This is a genomic window from Streptomyces sp. ME02-8801-2C, assembly GCF_033793965.1.
GTDB lineage: Bacteria > Actinomycetota > Actinomycetes > Streptomycetales > Streptomycetaceae > Streptomyces.
On the sequence record NZ_JARAXP010000006.1, the window covers coordinates 273,358 to 287,599 of the forward strand.

At 68.9% G+C, this 14,242-nt stretch carries 15 protein-coding genes and 1 tRNA gene; 11 read left to right on the plus strand and 5 right to left on the minus strand.

What is annotated here, in order from left to right; all coding sequences use genetic code 11:
• Positions 1-17 precede the first annotated feature (17 nt).
• On the minus strand, positions 18-485 hold the full coding sequence (locus tag PV396_RS21425) for a type II toxin-antitoxin system PemK/MazF family toxin (RefSeq protein ID WP_319206818.1): 468 nt from the start codon (positions 483-485) through the stop codon (positions 18-20).
• 205 nt (positions 486-690) lie between these two features.
• On the opposite strand from PV396_RS21425, the gene PV396_RS21430 reads away from it, so the two are divergent.
• Positions 691-1,443 carry an MBL fold metallo-hydrolase gene (locus tag PV396_RS21430; protein ID WP_319206820.1) on the plus strand — a complete coding sequence of 251 codons (753 nt, stop codon included), beginning with the start codon at positions 691-693 and terminating at the stop codon, positions 1,441-1,443.
• A 73-nt stretch (positions 1,444-1,516) separates the two neighbouring features.
• Here PV396_RS21430 and PV396_RS21435 read toward each other — a convergent pair whose 3' ends face one another.
• Positions 1,517-2,821: a PTS transporter subunit EIIC gene (locus tag PV396_RS21435; RefSeq protein ID WP_319206822.1), complete on the minus strand. Its 1,305-nt coding sequence runs from the start codon at positions 2,819-2,821 to the stop codon at positions 1,517-1,519.
• Positions 2,822-3,024: 203 nt separating this feature from the next.
• On the opposite strand from PV396_RS21435, the gene PV396_RS21440 reads away from it, so the two are divergent.
• The 4 genes from PV396_RS21440 to rdgB all read left to right on the plus strand — a co-directional run bounded on the left by PV396_RS21440 (position 3,025) and on the right by rdgB (position 5,333).
• Entirely contained in the window at positions 3,025-3,258 is a 234-nt protein-coding gene (locus PV396_RS21440) for a PTS glucose/sucrose transporter subunit IIB (RefSeq protein WP_319206824.1), read from the plus strand.
• A 92-nt stretch (positions 3,259-3,350) separates the two neighbouring features.
• A complete protein-coding gene (rph, locus tag PV396_RS21445; RefSeq protein WP_319206827.1) occupies positions 3,351-4,088 on the plus strand; it encodes a ribonuclease PH in 738 nt (245 codons plus the stop codon).
• A 167-nt stretch (positions 4,089-4,255) separates the two neighbouring features.
• On the plus strand, positions 4,256-4,687 hold the full coding sequence (locus PV396_RS21450; protein ID WP_319206829.1) for a hypothetical protein: 432 nt from the start codon (positions 4,256-4,258) through the stop codon (positions 4,685-4,687).
• A 43-nt stretch (positions 4,688-4,730) separates the two neighbouring features.
• Positions 4,731-5,333: an RdgB/HAM1 family non-canonical purine NTP pyrophosphatase gene (gene rdgB, locus PV396_RS21455; protein WP_319206831.1), complete on the plus strand. Its 603-nt coding sequence runs from the start codon at positions 4,731-4,733 to the stop codon at positions 5,331-5,333.
• A 56-nt stretch (positions 5,334-5,389) separates the two neighbouring features.
• Here the strand turns inward: rdgB and PV396_RS21460 are convergent.
• Both PV396_RS21460 and bcp read right to left on the minus strand, forming a co-directional pair.
• Positions 5,390-5,473 (minus strand) — tRNA-Leu (locus PV396_RS21460).
• Positions 5,474-5,538: 65 nt separating this feature from the next.
• Complete coding sequence (bcp, locus tag PV396_RS21465; protein ID WP_319206833.1) at positions 5,539-6,006, minus strand: thioredoxin-dependent thiol peroxidase; 468 nt, start codon at positions 6,004-6,006, stop codon at positions 5,539-5,541.
• Between the two features lie 164 nt (positions 6,007-6,170).
• Here bcp and PV396_RS21470 point away from each other — a divergent pair, with 164 nt between their 5' ends.
• Positions 6,171-6,503: a DUF3618 domain-containing protein gene (locus PV396_RS21470; protein ID WP_319206836.1), complete on the plus strand. Its 333-nt coding sequence runs from the start codon at positions 6,171-6,173 to the stop codon at positions 6,501-6,503.
• A gap of 21 nt (positions 6,504-6,524) precedes the next feature.
• Positions 6,525-6,881, plus strand: coding sequence for a GroES family chaperonin (locus tag PV396_RS21475; protein WP_319206838.1), 357 nt, complete (start codon positions 6,525-6,527; stop codon positions 6,879-6,881).
• 97 nt (positions 6,882-6,978) lie between these two features.
• Here the strand turns inward: PV396_RS21475 and PV396_RS21480 are convergent, their stop codons facing one another.
• Positions 6,979-9,543 carry a transglycosylase domain-containing protein gene (locus PV396_RS21480; RefSeq protein WP_319207384.1) on the minus strand — a complete coding sequence of 855 codons (2,565 nt, stop codon included), beginning with the start codon at positions 9,541-9,543 and terminating at the stop codon, positions 6,979-6,981.
• A 743-nt stretch (positions 9,544-10,286) separates the two neighbouring features.
• On the opposite strand from PV396_RS21480, the gene PV396_RS21485 reads away from it, so the two are divergent.
• From PV396_RS21485 to PV396_RS21500, 4 genes are all read left to right on the plus strand, one after another.
• The gene (locus tag PV396_RS21485; RefSeq protein ID WP_319206841.1) at positions 10,287-11,087 is read left to right on the plus strand and encodes an ABC transporter permease; all 801 of its coding nucleotides are present in this window, start codon (positions 10,287-10,289) and stop codon (positions 11,085-11,087) included.
• A gap of 1 nt (position 11,088) precedes the next feature.
• Positions 11,089-11,964 carry an ABC transporter permease gene (locus tag PV396_RS21490; RefSeq protein ID WP_416071450.1) on the plus strand — a complete coding sequence of 292 codons (876 nt, stop codon included), beginning with the start codon at positions 11,089-11,091 and terminating at the stop codon, positions 11,962-11,964.
• A 64-nt stretch (positions 11,965-12,028) separates the two neighbouring features.
• Positions 12,029-13,012, plus strand: coding sequence for an ATP-binding cassette domain-containing protein (locus PV396_RS21495; RefSeq protein ID WP_319207388.1), 984 nt, complete (start codon positions 12,029-12,031; stop codon positions 13,010-13,012).
• A 42-nt stretch (positions 13,013-13,054) separates the two neighbouring features.
• The gene (locus tag PV396_RS21500; protein WP_319206843.1) at positions 13,055-13,726 is read left to right on the plus strand and encodes a DUF1707 domain-containing protein; all 672 of its coding nucleotides are present in this window, start codon (positions 13,055-13,057) and stop codon (positions 13,724-13,726) included.
• Positions 13,727-14,242 lie beyond the last annotated feature (516 nt).

A 14,242-nucleotide genomic window follows, 5' to 3' on the forward strand; every position in this document is an offset into this window, starting at 1 on the left:
GGCCGCCGAGCGTCACATCACGAGGCGAGGTGTCGGACCTGGTCCCACAGGGCCGGGTCCACCACCCCCGCCCGGCGCCGGAACTCCCCCACATGCACGACCCGCAACTCGTCCGTCTCCAGGAAACTCGGCCGGCCCTGCGTATCGCCCACCGCACCCGGCGGCAGCGGGATCACTCCGGGCCGCTCGTCGTGGTACTTGCTGGTGATCTTCGCGACCGTCACACGCCGACCGTGCACCGCGAGCACCAGACACGGCCGGTCCTTGCCCCCGGGGCCGTCCTCGAAGGGCACGTTCGCCCACCAGATCTCCGCGGGCCGCGGCCGTACGGACCGCCCCCGTGGCCCCTTCGGCCCCTCGCCCCGCCCCGGTGGCCTGCCCCCGCGCCTCGGCGGCCGATGCCCGCGCCCCCAGCCGTCCACCAGCGCCGCGACCAGCGCGAGCAGCACGACGGCCGCCAGGGCGAGCCACCATGACGTGTCCATACAGAAACGGTACCGGCGCACTCACCGCGCCGCCCGCGCTACCCGTGCTTCGCGTCCAGCCGAACCGGTGACAGCACAGGTGAGTTCGCCCACAACAGCCCTTGGCGGAGGAGCGACAGGGGGTTTTGCGCCTTACGCTCGAAGGCACCGCAAGAACCCCGTTCACCTTTGTTTGACGCTCCCCGCCCGCGGAGGTTTCTGCTTTATGAAGCTCACCGTCGTCGGCTGCTCGGGGTCGTTCCCGTCCGCGGAATCGGCCTGTTCGAGCTACCTCGTAGAGGCCGACGGCTTCCGGCTGCTCCTCGACATGGGCAACGGTGCCCTTGGTGAGTTGCAGCGCCACTGCGGTCTCTACGACCTCGACGCGATCTTTCTCAGCCATCTCCACGCCGATCACTGCATCGACATGTGCGCGTACTTCGTCGCCCGGTACTACCGCCACGAGGGCGGGCGCTGCGACCCGATCCCCGTCTACGGCCCCGAGGGCACCGAACACCGCCTCACCACCGCGTACGCCGACACCCCCACCGCCTCCTCCATGAGCGAGGTCTTCGACTTCCACACGGTCAAGCCGAGCACCTTCGACATCGGCCCGTTCACCGTCCACACCGAACGCGTGCGCCACCCGGTGGAGGCGTACGGCATCCGGATCGAACACGCCGGGAAGTCACTCACGTACTCCGGGGACACCGGCACCAGCGACGCGCTGGACCAACTCGCCCGCAACACCGACCTGTTCCTCTGCGAGGCCGCGTTCACCCACGGCAAGGAGAACATCCCGGACCTGCACCTCAACGGCCGCGAGGCGGGCGAGACGGCGAAACGCGCGGGCGCGCGCAAGCTGGTCCTGACCCACATCCCCCCGTGGACCGACCCCCAGGTCAACCTGGCCGACGCCCGAGAGGTGTTCAGGGGCCCGGTAGAACTCGCTACGCCGAGGGTGACGTACGAGATCTGACGTGTCGTAGACATACGGGGGCCCCGGAACCGAGTCGGTTCCGGGGCCCCTTGTCATGCCGTACGACGGTCTCTCACGCCTTGGTGAGATCCTCGACCTCCTCCTCGGGCTCGCGGCCCGGGGTGGGGAGGTTGAACTTGGCGATGGCGAAGCGGAAGACGAAGTAGTAGATCGCGCCGAAGACGAGGCCGACCGGGATCAACAGCCAGGGCTTGGTGGAGATGCCCCAGTTGATGAAGACGTCGATGAAGCCGGCCGAGAAGCTGAAGCCCATGTGCATGCCGAGGGCCCAGGTCACGGCCATGGAGACCGCGGTGAGGACCGCGTGGATGGCGTACAGCACCGGGGCGATGAACATGAAGGTGAACTCGATCGGCTCGGTGACGCCCGTGAAGAACGAGGTGAGCGCCATCGACATCATCATGCCCAGCACGGCCTTGCGACGCTCGGGACGGGCGGAGTGAGCGATCGCGAGGGCGGCGGCCGGCAGACCGAACATCATGATCGGGAAGAAGCCGGTCATGAACATACCGGCAGACGGGTCACCGCCGAAGAAGCGCGGCAGGTCGCCGTGGAAGACCGTGCCGGCGGAGTCGGTGAAGTCGCCGATCTGGAACCAGGCCACCGAGTTCACGAACTGGTGCATGCCGATCGGGATCAGCGCACGGTTGATGAGACCGAAGAGAGCGGCGCCGAAGGAACCCAGACCAGTCATCCACTCGCCGAAGTTGGTGATGACATCACCGATGGGCTGCCAGCCCAGGACGACCAGGACACCGAGGACGGTACCGAGGGCGGCCGTGATGATCGGCACGAGCCGCCGGCCGTTGAAGAAGCCGAGCCAGTCCACGAGCTGCTTGCGGTGGTAGCGCTGCCAGAGCACCGCTGTCAGGAGGCCCAGGATGATGCCGCCGAGCACGCCCGGGTTCTCGAAGGTCGCGGCCTGGGCGGCCTCGTTGCCCTTCTGCCAGAAGCCGCCGCCGAGTCCGGTGCCGGTGTAGGTGGCGCCCTCGTGGCCGTCCTTGATCGGGTACTGGTGGATCACCGCGTAGTAGGTGAGGAACCCGACCACGGCTGCCAGCGCCGTCGAGCCGTCCGACTTCTTCGCGAAGCCGATGGCGACGCCTATGCAGAACAGGAGGGGCAGGCCGAAGGAACCGTCCAGCAGGGCGCCACCGGCTCCGGCGAACACCTTCGCCACATCGGCGGGGATGTGGAACCTCTCCTGCGAGTCGGCCTGGCCGAGCCGGAGCAGAAGCCCCGCCGCCGGAAGTACGGCGATCGGCAACTGCAGGCTGCGGCCGACCTTCTGCAGGCCCTGGAACAGGCCGGATCCCCTCTTCTTCGCGGGGACCGCCGCGGCGGTGGCGGTGCTCATACTTCCTCCAACGGGGGACGTGGTCTACACCAATCAGTGGTGTAGACCATGTTGTAGCACGGTGAAGGCCGTATAAGGAACCCGCGATTTCACAACAGATGCAGACTGGTGTAGACCAGTCGGCGAACAGTGCGCAGACCGCTCGCGAACATCCGCCAACTATGGGTTACTGCGACAAAGTGGCTCGGACCAGGGAGTAGGACATGTCCACCAAGGCAGAGAAGATCGTCGCCGGGCTCGGCGGCCTCGACAACATCGAAGAGGTCGAGGGCTGCATCACCCGCCTGCGCTGCGAGGTCGTCGACCCCCAACTGGTCGACGACGCGGCCCTCAAGGCCGCCGGCGCCCACGGCGTCGTCAAGATGGGCTCCGCGATCCAGGTCGTCATCGGCACGGACGCCGACCCGATCGCCGCGGACATCGAGGACATGATGTGAACACCCTTGCGTAGTGCGGGCGTTCACCCCTGAGGGGCCCCTCTCCCGCCACGGGAAGGGCCCCTTCCGCCGTTACGGATAGGCTCGTCGCCATGTCACGTATCGACGGCCGCACCCCCGAACAGCTCCGCCCCGTCACCATCGAACGCGGGTGGAGCAAGCACGCCGAGGGCTCCGTCCTCGTCTCCTTCGGCGACACGAAGGTCTTCTGCACAGCCTCCGTCTCCGAAGGCGTCCCGCGCTGGCGCAAGGGCAGCGGCGAGGGCTGGGTCACCGCCGAGTACTCGATGCTCCCGCGCGCCACCAACACCCGCGGCGACCGCGAATCCGTCCGCGGCAAGATCGGCGGCCGTACGCACGAGATCAGCCGCCTCATCGGCCGCTCCCTGCGCGCGGTCATCGACTACAAGGCGCTCGGCGAGAACACGATCGTCCTCGACTGCGACGTCCTCCAGGCCGACGGCGGCACCCGCACGGCCGCCATCACCGGCGCGTACGTCGCCCTCGCCGACGCCATCACCTGGGCGCAGGGCAAGAAGCTGATCCGCCACAACCGCCAGCCCCTCACCGGCACGGTGAGCGCGGTGTCGGTCGGAATCGTGGGCGGGGTACCGCTCCTCGACCTCTGCTACGAGGAGGACGTCCGCGCCGAGACCGACATGAACGTCGTCTGCACCGGCGACGGCCGCTTCGTCGAGGTCCAGGGCACCGCCGAGGCCGAACCGTTCGCCCGCGACGAGCTGAACGCCCTCCTCGACCTCGCGGTGGCCGGCTGCACCGACCTGGCGGCACTGCAGCGCAAGGCGCTGGAAGCGAACCTGGAAAGGTAAAGGAAACGCCAAATAAGGTGGGGGCCGCAGCAACCGCACGATGGCTCCACCGCGTCTCCAGGAATACCCAGAAGCATGGGCGTACGGCGACGATGATGCACCGCCGTACGCCCGACCAGCCAGTACGTCACGCACTGAGCAGTCAGTCAACGGAGGGAATCCGAACCATGCCCGTCAGTCGCCGACTCCGTAACGCCGCCCGAGGCCTCGGACGGGGGCGCCGTGCGACAGCCGTCGCCGCAACCGTCGCGGCCGTCGCGCTGACCGCCGGGCTCACCACCGGATGCGACGCCGTCAACAAGGCCCTGGACTGCGTCCAGACCGCCGACGCCATCGCCACCAGCGTCTCCAACCTCCAGGACGCGGTCCAGAACGCGGCAAACGACCCGACACAGGCCGACGAGGCCCTCGCGTCGATCGACAAGAACCTCAGCGACCTCGGCGACAAGACGGACAACACCGACGTCAACAAGGCGGTCGACGACCTCAACAAGGCCGTGGACAACGTCCGTACGGCCATCAAGAACGGCGACGCGACCCCCGACGTCACCGGCGTCACGGACGCGGCCGGCGAACTGACGAAGGTCTGCACGTCGTAAACGGGTCGCGGACGAGCCCGGGGAGGCCGGGATACTGGACGCCATGACACGCCTGATCCTCGCCACCCGCAACGCCGGAAAGATCACCGAGCTGAGGCAGATCCTCGCCGACGCGGCCCTCCCCATGGACCTGGTCGGCGCGGACGCCTACCCCGACATCCCCGACGTCAAGGAAACGGGCGTCACCTTCGCGGAGAACGCCCTGCTCAAGGCCCACGCCTTGGCCCAGGCAACAGGCCTCCCGGCGGTGGCCGACGACTCGGGCCTGTGCGTGGACGTCCTGAACGGCGCCCCGGGCATCTTCTCGGCCCGCTGGTCGGGCAAACACGGAGACGACCGGGCCAACCTGGACCTGTTGCTCGCCCAGCTCTCGGACATCGCGGACGAACACCGGGGCGCCCACTTCGCGTGCGCGGCGGCCCTGGCACTCCCGGACGGCACGGAGAGGGTGGTGGAGGGCCGGCTGCTGGGCGTACTCCGCCACGCCCCGGAGGGCACGGGCGGCTTCGGCTACGACCCGATCCTCCAGCCGGAGGGCGAGACCAGGACGTGCGCACAACTGACGGCCGCCGAGAAGAACGCGATCAGCCATCGGGGGCAGGCGTTTCGGGGGTTGGTGCCGGTGGTGCGGGAGTTGTTGGGCTGAGGCGCCGGTACAGGAACGGCCTGCGAATCGATCCTTCGATTCGCAGGCCGTTTGTGTGCGGCGGAAGGGATTCGAACCCTCAAGCCCGATCAAGGGCCACAGATCCTAAGTCTGCTGTGTCGCCATTGCACCACCGCCGCTAGCCGCCTGCCATCGTACCGGGCGGGCGGCCGCTGGTGGGCGGGGGTTTTGTGTTGACGGGCCCTCAGACGCCCAGGTCCTTGATGATCTTCGCCACGTGGCCCGTCGCCCGGACGTTGTACAGGGCCCGTTCGACCTTGCCCTCCTCGTCCACCACGATCGTGGAGCGGATGACGCCCATGTACGTCTTGCCGTAGTTCATCTTCTCGCCGAAGGCCGCGTACGCCTCCAGGACCGTCTTGTCCGTGTCGCCGAGCAGGGTGACCTTCAGGTTCTCCTTCTCGCGGAACTTCGCGAGCTTCTCCGGCTTGTCGGGGGAGATTCCGATCACGTCGTAGCCCGCGCCGGCCAGCAGTTCCAGGTTGTCCGTGAAGTCGCAGGCCTGCTTGGTGCAGCCGGGGGTCAGGGCGGCCGGGTAGAAGTAGACGATGACCTTGCGGCCCTTGTGGTCGGCCAGCGACACCTCGTTGCCGTCGGCGTCGGGCAGGGTGAAGGCCGGGGCCACATCACCGGGCTGGAGTCGCTCGCTCATCGGTCTGGTCTCCTCGTACGTCCTCGTCCTGAAAGGTGCCGCTCCGAGCCTAACCGGGGGTGCTGACAGTGCGCTCCGAGGTGGAACTGACAGACTGTCCGGAGCAGTCGTCAAGGCAGCAGCTACGCATCAGCAACTCATCAGCAGACTTCGGAGGGCGTACGGTGGCGGACACCTCGGACAGCAGCAGAACTCCGGCGCAGATCGAGGCGGACATCAGGCGTCGTCGCGAGACCCTGGCCGAGACGCTCGACGAGATCGGGGTGCGGGTGCACCCGAAGACGATCGTCGGCGATGCCAAGGCCAAGGTCGTCTCGAACATCGATCACACCCTTGGGCGTGCCTACGTCGGTGTGAACCGTGTTGTCGGCGACGTCAAGGGCCAGTTCGTCGACGAGGAGGGCGCGCCCAGGATCGAGCGGATCGTGCCTGTCGCCCTGGTGGTCGTGGGGCTGGTCGGGCTGCTCGCTCTGGGTACCCGGCGGCGCAAGGGCTGAAGAGGCAGGTAGGTTCGGAGGGTGAGCGCCAAAAGCAATGAGAAGAGCATCCATCACGACAAGCTGCCCATCCGGATGCTGCACGACCGGGTGCTCGTGCGGCAGGACGCCACCGAGGGTGAGCGGCGTTCGGGTGGCGGCATCCTGATCCCCGCCACCGCGGCCGTCGGGCGCCGGCTGGCGTGGGCCGAGGTCGTCGCGGTCGGGCAGAACGTTCGTACGGTGGAGCCGGGGGATCGGGTCCTGTACGACCCGGAGGACCTCGCCGAGGTCGAGGTGCGCGGGGTCGCCTATGTGCTGATGCGCGAGCGCGATCTGCATGCTGTCGCGGCCGACCGCTTCGAGGGTTCCGAGGACTCGACCGGCCTGTATCTCTGACCCACCCATCCCTGCATAGGTATTCGCGGTACGCAGAGGGGCTGGTGACCATGTCACCAGCCCCTCTGTCGTTCGCTTCAGCCGATGGCCGTCCGCGTCAGCTCCTTCTCGGGGTCAGAGCGCCGCCGTTCGTCACCCCCGGCGTCGCTCCTCCCGCGTCGCCGCCCGGGTCCGTCCCGCCGCCGGCGTCGGTGTTTCCGCCGCCCGTGTCGGCCGTGCCGCCGGTGTCCGTCCCGGTGCCGCCCGTGTCGGTGGCGCCGCCGGTGTCCGCCGTACCGCCGGTGGTGGCCGTGCCGCCGGTGGTGGGCGCGCCGCCTGTCGTCGCGCCGCCGGTGGTGGTGGTTGTGCCGCCGCCTGTCGTCGTCGTGCCGCCGGTCGTCGTGCCCCCCGTGGTCGGTGTCGAGCTCGGGGTTTCCTGGGGACCGCCGGTGGTGCCGTTGGTGGTGGTGCCGCCGTTGTCCTGGCCGGCGTCGGTGCCGGGGTCGGGCTGCGGGTTGACGGGCGGGAGGGGCTGTTCGTCGGCGCCCTCCTGGAGCTGGAGGTCGAACTCCTTCACCTTCTTGCCCTTCAGGGCCGACTTGGTGAACTGGGCCCAGATCTCGGCGGGCGCGCCGCCGCCGTTGACGCGGGCGAGGCCCATCGCGCCGTACAGCGACTTGTGCTTGCCGGTCTCGGGGTCCTGGCCCATGACGGCGACGACCGTCGCGAGGTCGGGGGTGTAGCCGGCGAACCAGGCCGCCGTGTCCTCCTCGGCGGTGCCGGTCTTGCCGGCCACCGGGCGGTCGGCGTCCTGGGCGGCGGTCGCCGTGCCCTCCTCGACCACGCTCTGCAGGACGGCCGTGGTCGTGTCGGCGGCCTCGCGCGACACCACCTGCTTCGTCTTCTGCTTGGGGAGCCTCACCGTCCCCTCCGTGCCGTCCTTGGTGATCTTCTCGATGATCGTGTACGTGCCGTGCCTGCCGTGGTTCGCGAGCGTGGCGTACGCCTCCGTCATGTCGAGGACGCTGGCCGTCGACGTGCCGAGGGCGATGGACGGGTACGGGTTGAGGTCGGGCGTGTCGGACGGGAGACCGAGGTCGATCGCCGTCTGCTTGACCTTCGCGGGGCCCACGTCCACGGCCATCTGCGCGTACACCGAGTTGACGGACTTGTTGGTGGCCGTCCGTACGGTGATCTGGCCGTACGAGCCCTGGTCCTCGTTCTCGGGGTTGTACTCCGGGCCGCTCCAGCCCTCCACGGGGCGTTTGTTGGTGCCGTCGTAGTAGGTGTTCGGGGTGATCGTCCGGCCGTCCTGGGTCACCGAGCCGTTCTCGACGGCGGAGGTGAACACGAACGGCTTGAAGGTGGAGCCGTCCTGGTAGTCACGGCGGGTCGCGTTGTTGACGTACTGCTTGGTGTAGTCGATGCCGCCGTACATCGCGACGACCTTGCCGGTGGCGGGGTCGATGGCGACGCCGCCCGCGCGGACGTAGTTGTCGACCTTGTTGTTCTTCTTGTCGAGCTTCTTCATCACCTTGTCGTTGACGGCCTTCACGAAGGCGTCCTGCTTGGGCTTCTGCAGGGTGGTGGTGATGCGGTAGCCGCCGGCCTGGAGTTCGCTCTCGGTGAGGATCTTGTTGTCGAAGAGGTAGTCGTTGACCGCCTTGACGAGGTAGCCGCGCTGGCCGGACATGCCCGTCGAGACGATCGACTGCTTCGGCTCGGGGAAGGTGATGGAATTCCGCTCGGACTGCGTCAGCCAGCCCTTCTTGACCATGCCGTCGAGGACGTAGGCCCAGCGGGCGAGCGCGGCAGGCCTGTTCTCGGGGTGGGCGATCACGTCGTACTCGCTCGGCGCGTTCAGCAGCGCGGCGAGGTAGGCGCCCTGGCCTGCGGTCAGGTCGATGGCGTCGACGCCGTAGTAGGCCTGGGCGGCGGCCTGGAGGCCGTAGGAGTTGCGGCCGGCGTAGCTGGTGTTGAGGTAGCCCTCCAGGATCTCGTCCTTGGTCTTCACCCGGTCCAGCTTGATGGAGATGAAGAACTCCTTCACCTTTCGGGTGACGGTCTGCTCCTGTGCGAGGTAGTAGTTCTTCACGTACTGCTGGGTGATCGTCGACCCGGACTGCTTGCCCTTGCCGGTCACCGTGTTCCAGGCGGCGCGGATCATGGCCTTGGGGTCGACCGCCGACTCGGTGTAGAAGTCGCGGTCCTCGGCGGCCAGTACGGCGTGCTGGGCGTCCTTGGAGATCTGCGACAGGGGCACGTTCTCCCGGTTGACCTCGCCGTCGCGGGCGAGTTGGCTGCCGTCGGCGTAGAGGTAGACGTTGCTCTGCTTGGTGGCCGCGGCGTTCGCCGCCGGGATGTGCACCATGTAGTAGCCGAGCGCGAACAGGCCGATGACCAGCAGCACCCCGAGTACGAACGTGCCGAGCACGAAGCGCCAGGTCGGAACCAGCCGCCGCCATCCGGTACGCCGAGGACGCCTGCCCTTGCCCTTCGGGGCGGACGCGGCAGCCTGCGCGGCTTCCTTGCCCGGCTGGCCCTTCTCACCCGTCCGGCCCTGCTGAGCCGCCCCGGCCGCCCCAGCCGCCCGGACAGTCTGAGCCTGCTGGGCCTTCCCAGCCGCCCCAGCCGTCTGGGCCGTCCGAGCCGCGTGGGCCGCCGCCTGCACCTGCTGGGCCATCCGGGCCTGCTTGGCCGCCCGAGCCTCCTTGGCCGTCAGGGCCTGCGCGGCTGCCTCAGCCTGCTGCGGCACCTGGGCCTGCTTGGCCGTCTGGGCGTGCGCGGCTTCCTGGGCCTGCTGCGGCACCTGGGTCTGCTTGGCCGCCCGAGCCTCCTTGGCCGTCAGGGCCTGCGCGGCGGCCTGGGCCTGCTTGGTCGGCTGAGCCTGCGCGGGTGCCTGGGCCTGCTGTGGCACCTGGCTCTGCTTGGTCGGCTGGGCCTCCGCGGCTGCCTCAGCCTGTTTTGCCGGCTTGGCCTGCCGCGGCGGCTGGGTCTTCTCCGGCTTCCCGCCCTCCGCCACTTCGGGCTCTACGTCCGGTTCCGAGTCCGGTGCTGCGTCCGGTTCCACGTCCGATTCCCTGACCGGTTCCACATCGCGATCCACGTCGGATTCAACGTCGATCCGCACGTCGGGTTCTGCGGGTGCCCGGTCCTTCGTCGGTTGCTGCGGCTCTGGCTGGTCGCTCATGCGGTGCACGGACTCCTGTTTCGCGTCGTACGTTCCCGTACGACCTCTCACGCGTTCAAACCTCTACAACGCCCCCTCTTGAAGACTGTCGCACCGCCCGATCAGTTCCCTGACCTCTGCACCCAACCCTTCCTGCCGAAAACGCGTGGCGGGCGGGCCGGGCCGCCCACTAGGCTCCTGCGCTTCGGTCCGCATACGTGCGGACGCATGCGAACACGTGCGGAAAGGCTGGTGTCGTGGGTTCTGGGCGGTTGTACGCGGCCGTCGCGGCCGGGGGTTTCCGACGTTATGCCACGTACAGGACGGCCACGCTGGCGGGGATGTTCACCAACACCGTCTTCGGGGTGATCCTCGCCTACACGTACATCGCGCTGTGGGACGAGAGACCGCACCTCGGCGGGTACGACCAGTCCCAGGCTCTCACCTATGTGTGGCTGGGCCAGGCGCTGCTGATGACGATGTGCGTGATGGGTACGGGCTTCGAGGACGAGCTGATCGAGCGTATCCGTACGGGTGACATCGCGATCGACCTGTACCGTCCGGCCGACCTGCAGCTGTGGTGGCTGGCCCAGGACATGGGCCGGGCCCTGTTCCACCTGCTGGGCCGGGGGCTGGTCCCGGTCGCGATCGGCGCTTGGCTGTTCGACCTGACGCTTCCCTCCGACCCGCAGACCTGGCTGGCGTTCCTGGCGGCGGTGGCGCTCGGGATGCTGGTGAGCTATTCGTTCCGGTTCCTGGTGGCGCTGACCGCGTTCTGGCTGCTCGACGGTGCGGGCATCATCCAGATGGCATGGCTCGCGGGCGTCTTCTGCTCGGGCATGGTGCTGCCGCTGAACGTGTTCCCGGGGCTGCTCGGCGAGATCGTACGGGCGTTGCCGTGGGCGGCGCTGATCCAGGCGCCGGCGGACATCCTGCTGGGGGAGGCGGATCCGCTGGGCACGTTCGCGTTCCAGGCCGGGTGGGCGGTGGCGCTGCTGGCGGTGGGGCGCTTGTTGCAGGCGGTCGCTACTCGGCGGGTGGTGGTTCAGGGTGGGTGACGTGGGTCTCGGTGGTACCGGAGCTCGCGGGGGTGCCTGGGACGACGGGCCGCTCAGCCGCAGGGAGCGTGTGGTCGACGGCGTACGGGCCTATCGGATGATCGCCGCGATGTGGGTCCGTTCCACGATGGCGTACCGGGCCTCGTTCGCGATGACCACGATCGGGAACTTCGTGGCGACCGGCCTGGACTTCCTGGCGATCATGCTGATGTTCTCGCAGATCGACCGGCTCGGCGGCTACTCGCTGCCCGAGGTCGCGTTTCTGTACGGGCTGTCGGCGGTCGCGTTCGGGATCGCCGACCTCGTCGTGGGGTCGATGGACCGGCTGGGGCGCCGGGTCCGGGACGGCACCCTGGACACGCTGCTCGTCCGGCCGGCGCCGGTGCTCGCGCAGGTTGCCGCAGACCGGTTCGCGGTGCGCCGGATCGGCCGGATCACCCAGGGGCTGCTGGTGCTCGGCTACGCCCTGCTCACCCTCGACGACGTCCACTGGACGACGGTCAAGGTGCTGCTGATGCCGGTGATGGTGATCAGTGGCGGGGCGATCTTCTGCGCGGTGTTCGTCGGGGGAGGGGCCTTCCAGTTCGTGGCGCGGGACGCATCCGAGGTGCAGAACGCGTTCACGTACGGGGGCACCACGCTGTTGCAGTATCCGCCGGGTCTGTTCGCGCAGGACCTGGTGCGCGGGGTGACGTTCGTCCTCCCGCTGGCCTTCGTCAACTGGCTGCCCGCGCTGTATGTGCTGGGCCGGCCCTACCCGCTCGACCTGCCGGAGTGGGTGGCGTTCCTGCCGCCGCTGGTGGCGGCGGGCTGCTGCGCGCTCGCCGGTCTGGCGTGGCGCGCGGGACTTCGTACGTACCGGAGCACGGGGAGTTAGGCGAGTGGACAGCCAGATGGACGGTTCCTTCAGTAAATCCGCCGACGAGTCCTTGAACGAGTCCATGAACGAGTCGTTCATCGTGCTGGACGGTGTCGAGAAGGTCTTCGACGTGCGTAAGCGGACCGGGTTCATGCGCAGTGAGCGGCGGGAGGTGCGGGCGGTCGACTCGATCTCCTTCCGGGTGGCTCGCGGGGAGATGGTCGGCTACATCGGCCCGAACGGTGCCGGGAAGTCGACGACGATCAAGATGCTGACGGGCATCCTCACCCCGAGCGGCGGCCGACTGCGTGTCGCCGGTATCGACCCGTCCCGTGAGCGCACGCGGCTCGCGCGGCGGATCGGGGTGGTGTTCGGGCAGCGTACGACGTTGTGGTGGGACCTTCCGCTGATCGACTCGTACCGTCTGATGCACCGCATGTACCGCATCCCTGACGCCCGTTACCGGGAGAACCTGGACCGCTGCGTCGAACTCCTCGAGCTGGGAGACCTGTTGGACGTGCCGGTCCGTCAACTGTCCCTGGGGCAGCGGATGCGGGGCGACATCGCGGCGGCTCTGCTGCACGACCCCGAGGTGCTGTACCTCGACGAGCCGACGATCGGCCTGGACGTCATCTCGAAGGCCCGGGTACGTGAGTTCCTGCGCGACCTGAACACCGAGCGCGGTACGACGGTCCTGCTCACCACGCACGACCTCCAGGACATCGAGCAGCTCTGCTCGCGCGTGATGGTCATCGACCACGGCCGGCTGATGTACGACGGTCCGCTGACCGGTCTGCACGAGGTGGGCGACAGCGAGCGGACCCTCGTCGTGGACCTGGAGCGGGAGCTGCCGCCGATCGGCGTGCCGTCGGCGCGGGTCGTACGGGTGGAGGGTCCGAGGCAGTGGCTGGCGTTCCCGGCGTCGGAGTCGGCGGCTCCGCTGGTGGCGCGGATCGCGGCGGAGTATCCGCTGGTGGACCTGTCGGTGCGGGAGCCGGACATCGAGGCTGTGATCGCGAAAATGTACGCCGAACAGGCCGAGAAATCGGGGAGAGCGGTGTCGTAGCCGCCCTCGCGGGGATCTGCTGGAACCTCGTAGGCTGCCTGTATGACGGACGACCTTCCGGAGCTGCGCGCTTCCGACGCCGATCGTGAACGAGTCGCCGAGGTGTTGCGGGACGCCCTTGCGGAGGGGCGGCTCGACATGGCGGAGTTCGAGGAGCGGTTGGACGCGACGTATCAGGCGCGTACGTACGGTGAGTTGGCGCCGATCACTCGTGACCTGCCCGGGGCCGGGGTGAGTGCGCCCGCGGTGAGCATGGTCAAGCAGCCTGTGGGGGGCGGGAGTTGGGCGGAGCGGGTGGTCGGGGGTGAGGGCACCTCGCGGTGGGGGGTCGCGATCATGGGCGGGTTTCAGCGCAAGGGGCGCTGGACTGTGCCGCGGGTGTTCAACTCGGTCGCGTTCTGGGGTGGTGGGGAACTCGATCTGCGTGAGGCGAACTTCGCGGAGCACGAGGTGGTCATCAACTGCGTCGCGATCATGGGGGGTGTGGATGTGATCGTGCCACCGGGCGTCGAGGTGGTGGTGCGGGGCATCGGCATCATGGGCGGATTCGACCACAGCCAGGAAGGGGTGCTGGGGGATCCCGGTGCCCCGCGGGTGATCATCCAGGGGTTCGCCTTCTGGGGCGGGGTGGGCGTGACCCGCAAACTCCCGAAGGCGGAACGCCAACGCCTGAAGGCGGAACGCCGCGAGGCCCGAGGAGAACTGGACAGCTGACGCGGGGTGGGCCGGGGACGGATCGCGCAGCCCGGCGCTGAACGGGGTGCCACCGCGCCCACCCGTGCCGCCCCTGGCGGCACGCCTGCCCGCAGCGACAGGCCCGCCTTCAAGGGACGCGGGCGGGTCGGTGTTTTTCAGGGGACGCGGGGAACGGCGCGACGAGCCCCCCGGCCGGGCCGGTGTTTTTCAGGGACGCGGGGAACGGCGCGACGAGCCCCCGCCGGGCCCGCAGTGAGGGCGCTGCCAAGGCCCGCGGGGAACGACGCGGCCGACCTCACCGGCCGTTTTTCAAGGGCGCGGGGAACTACGCGACCAACTCCCGCCGGGCCCGCGTTTTCAGGGGCGCGGGGAACTGCGCGACCAGCCCCCGCCGGGCCCGCAGTGAGGGCGCTGCCAAGGCCCGCGGGGAACGACGCGGCCGACCTCACCGGCCGTTTTTCAGGGGCGCGGGGAACTGCGCGACCAACTCCCGCCGGGCCCGCGTTTTCAGGGGCGCGGGGAACTGCGCGACCA

What these genes read in the sequence shown, in the direction of transcription:
- rdgB (WP_319206831.1), top strand. Translation starts at nt 4,731, where the DNA reads ATGACACGCCTGATCCTCGCCACCCGCAACGCCGGAAAGATCACCGAG.
- PV396_RS21495 (WP_319207388.1), top strand. Translation starts at nt 12,029, where the DNA reads ATGAACGAGTCGTTCATCGTGCTGGACGGTGTCGAGAAGGTCTTCGAC.
- PV396_RS21450 (WP_319206829.1), top strand. Translation starts at nt 4,256, where the DNA reads ATGCCCGTCAGTCGCCGACTCCGTAACGCCGCCCGAGGCCTCGGACGG.
- PV396_RS21430 (WP_319206820.1), top strand. Translation starts at nt 691, where the DNA reads ATGAAGCTCACCGTCGTCGGCTGCTCGGGGTCGTTCCCGTCCGCGGAA.
- PV396_RS21425 (WP_319206818.1), bottom strand. Translation starts at nt 485, where the DNA reads ATGGACACGTCATGGTGGCTCGCCCTGGCGGCCGTCGTGCTGCTCGCG.
- bcp (WP_319206833.1), bottom strand. Translation starts at nt 6,006, where the DNA reads ATGAGCGAGCGACTCCAGCCCGGTGATGTGGCCCCGGCCTTCACCCTG.
- rph (WP_319206827.1), top strand. Translation starts at nt 3,351, where the DNA reads ATGTCACGTATCGACGGCCGCACCCCCGAACAGCTCCGCCCCGTCACC.
- PV396_RS21435 (WP_319206822.1), bottom strand. Translation starts at nt 2,821, where the DNA reads ATGAGCACCGCCACCGCCGCGGCGGTCCCCGCGAAGAAGAGGGGATCC.
- PV396_RS21440 (WP_319206824.1), top strand. Translation starts at nt 3,025, where the DNA reads ATGTCCACCAAGGCAGAGAAGATCGTCGCCGGGCTCGGCGGCCTCGAC.
- PV396_RS21480 (WP_319207384.1), bottom strand. Translation starts at nt 9,543, where the DNA reads ATGGCCCAGCAGGTGCAGGCGGCGGCCCACGCGGCTCGGACGGCCCAG.
- PV396_RS21500 (WP_319206843.1), top strand. Translation starts at nt 13,055, where the DNA reads ATGACGGACGACCTTCCGGAGCTGCGCGCTTCCGACGCCGATCGTGAA.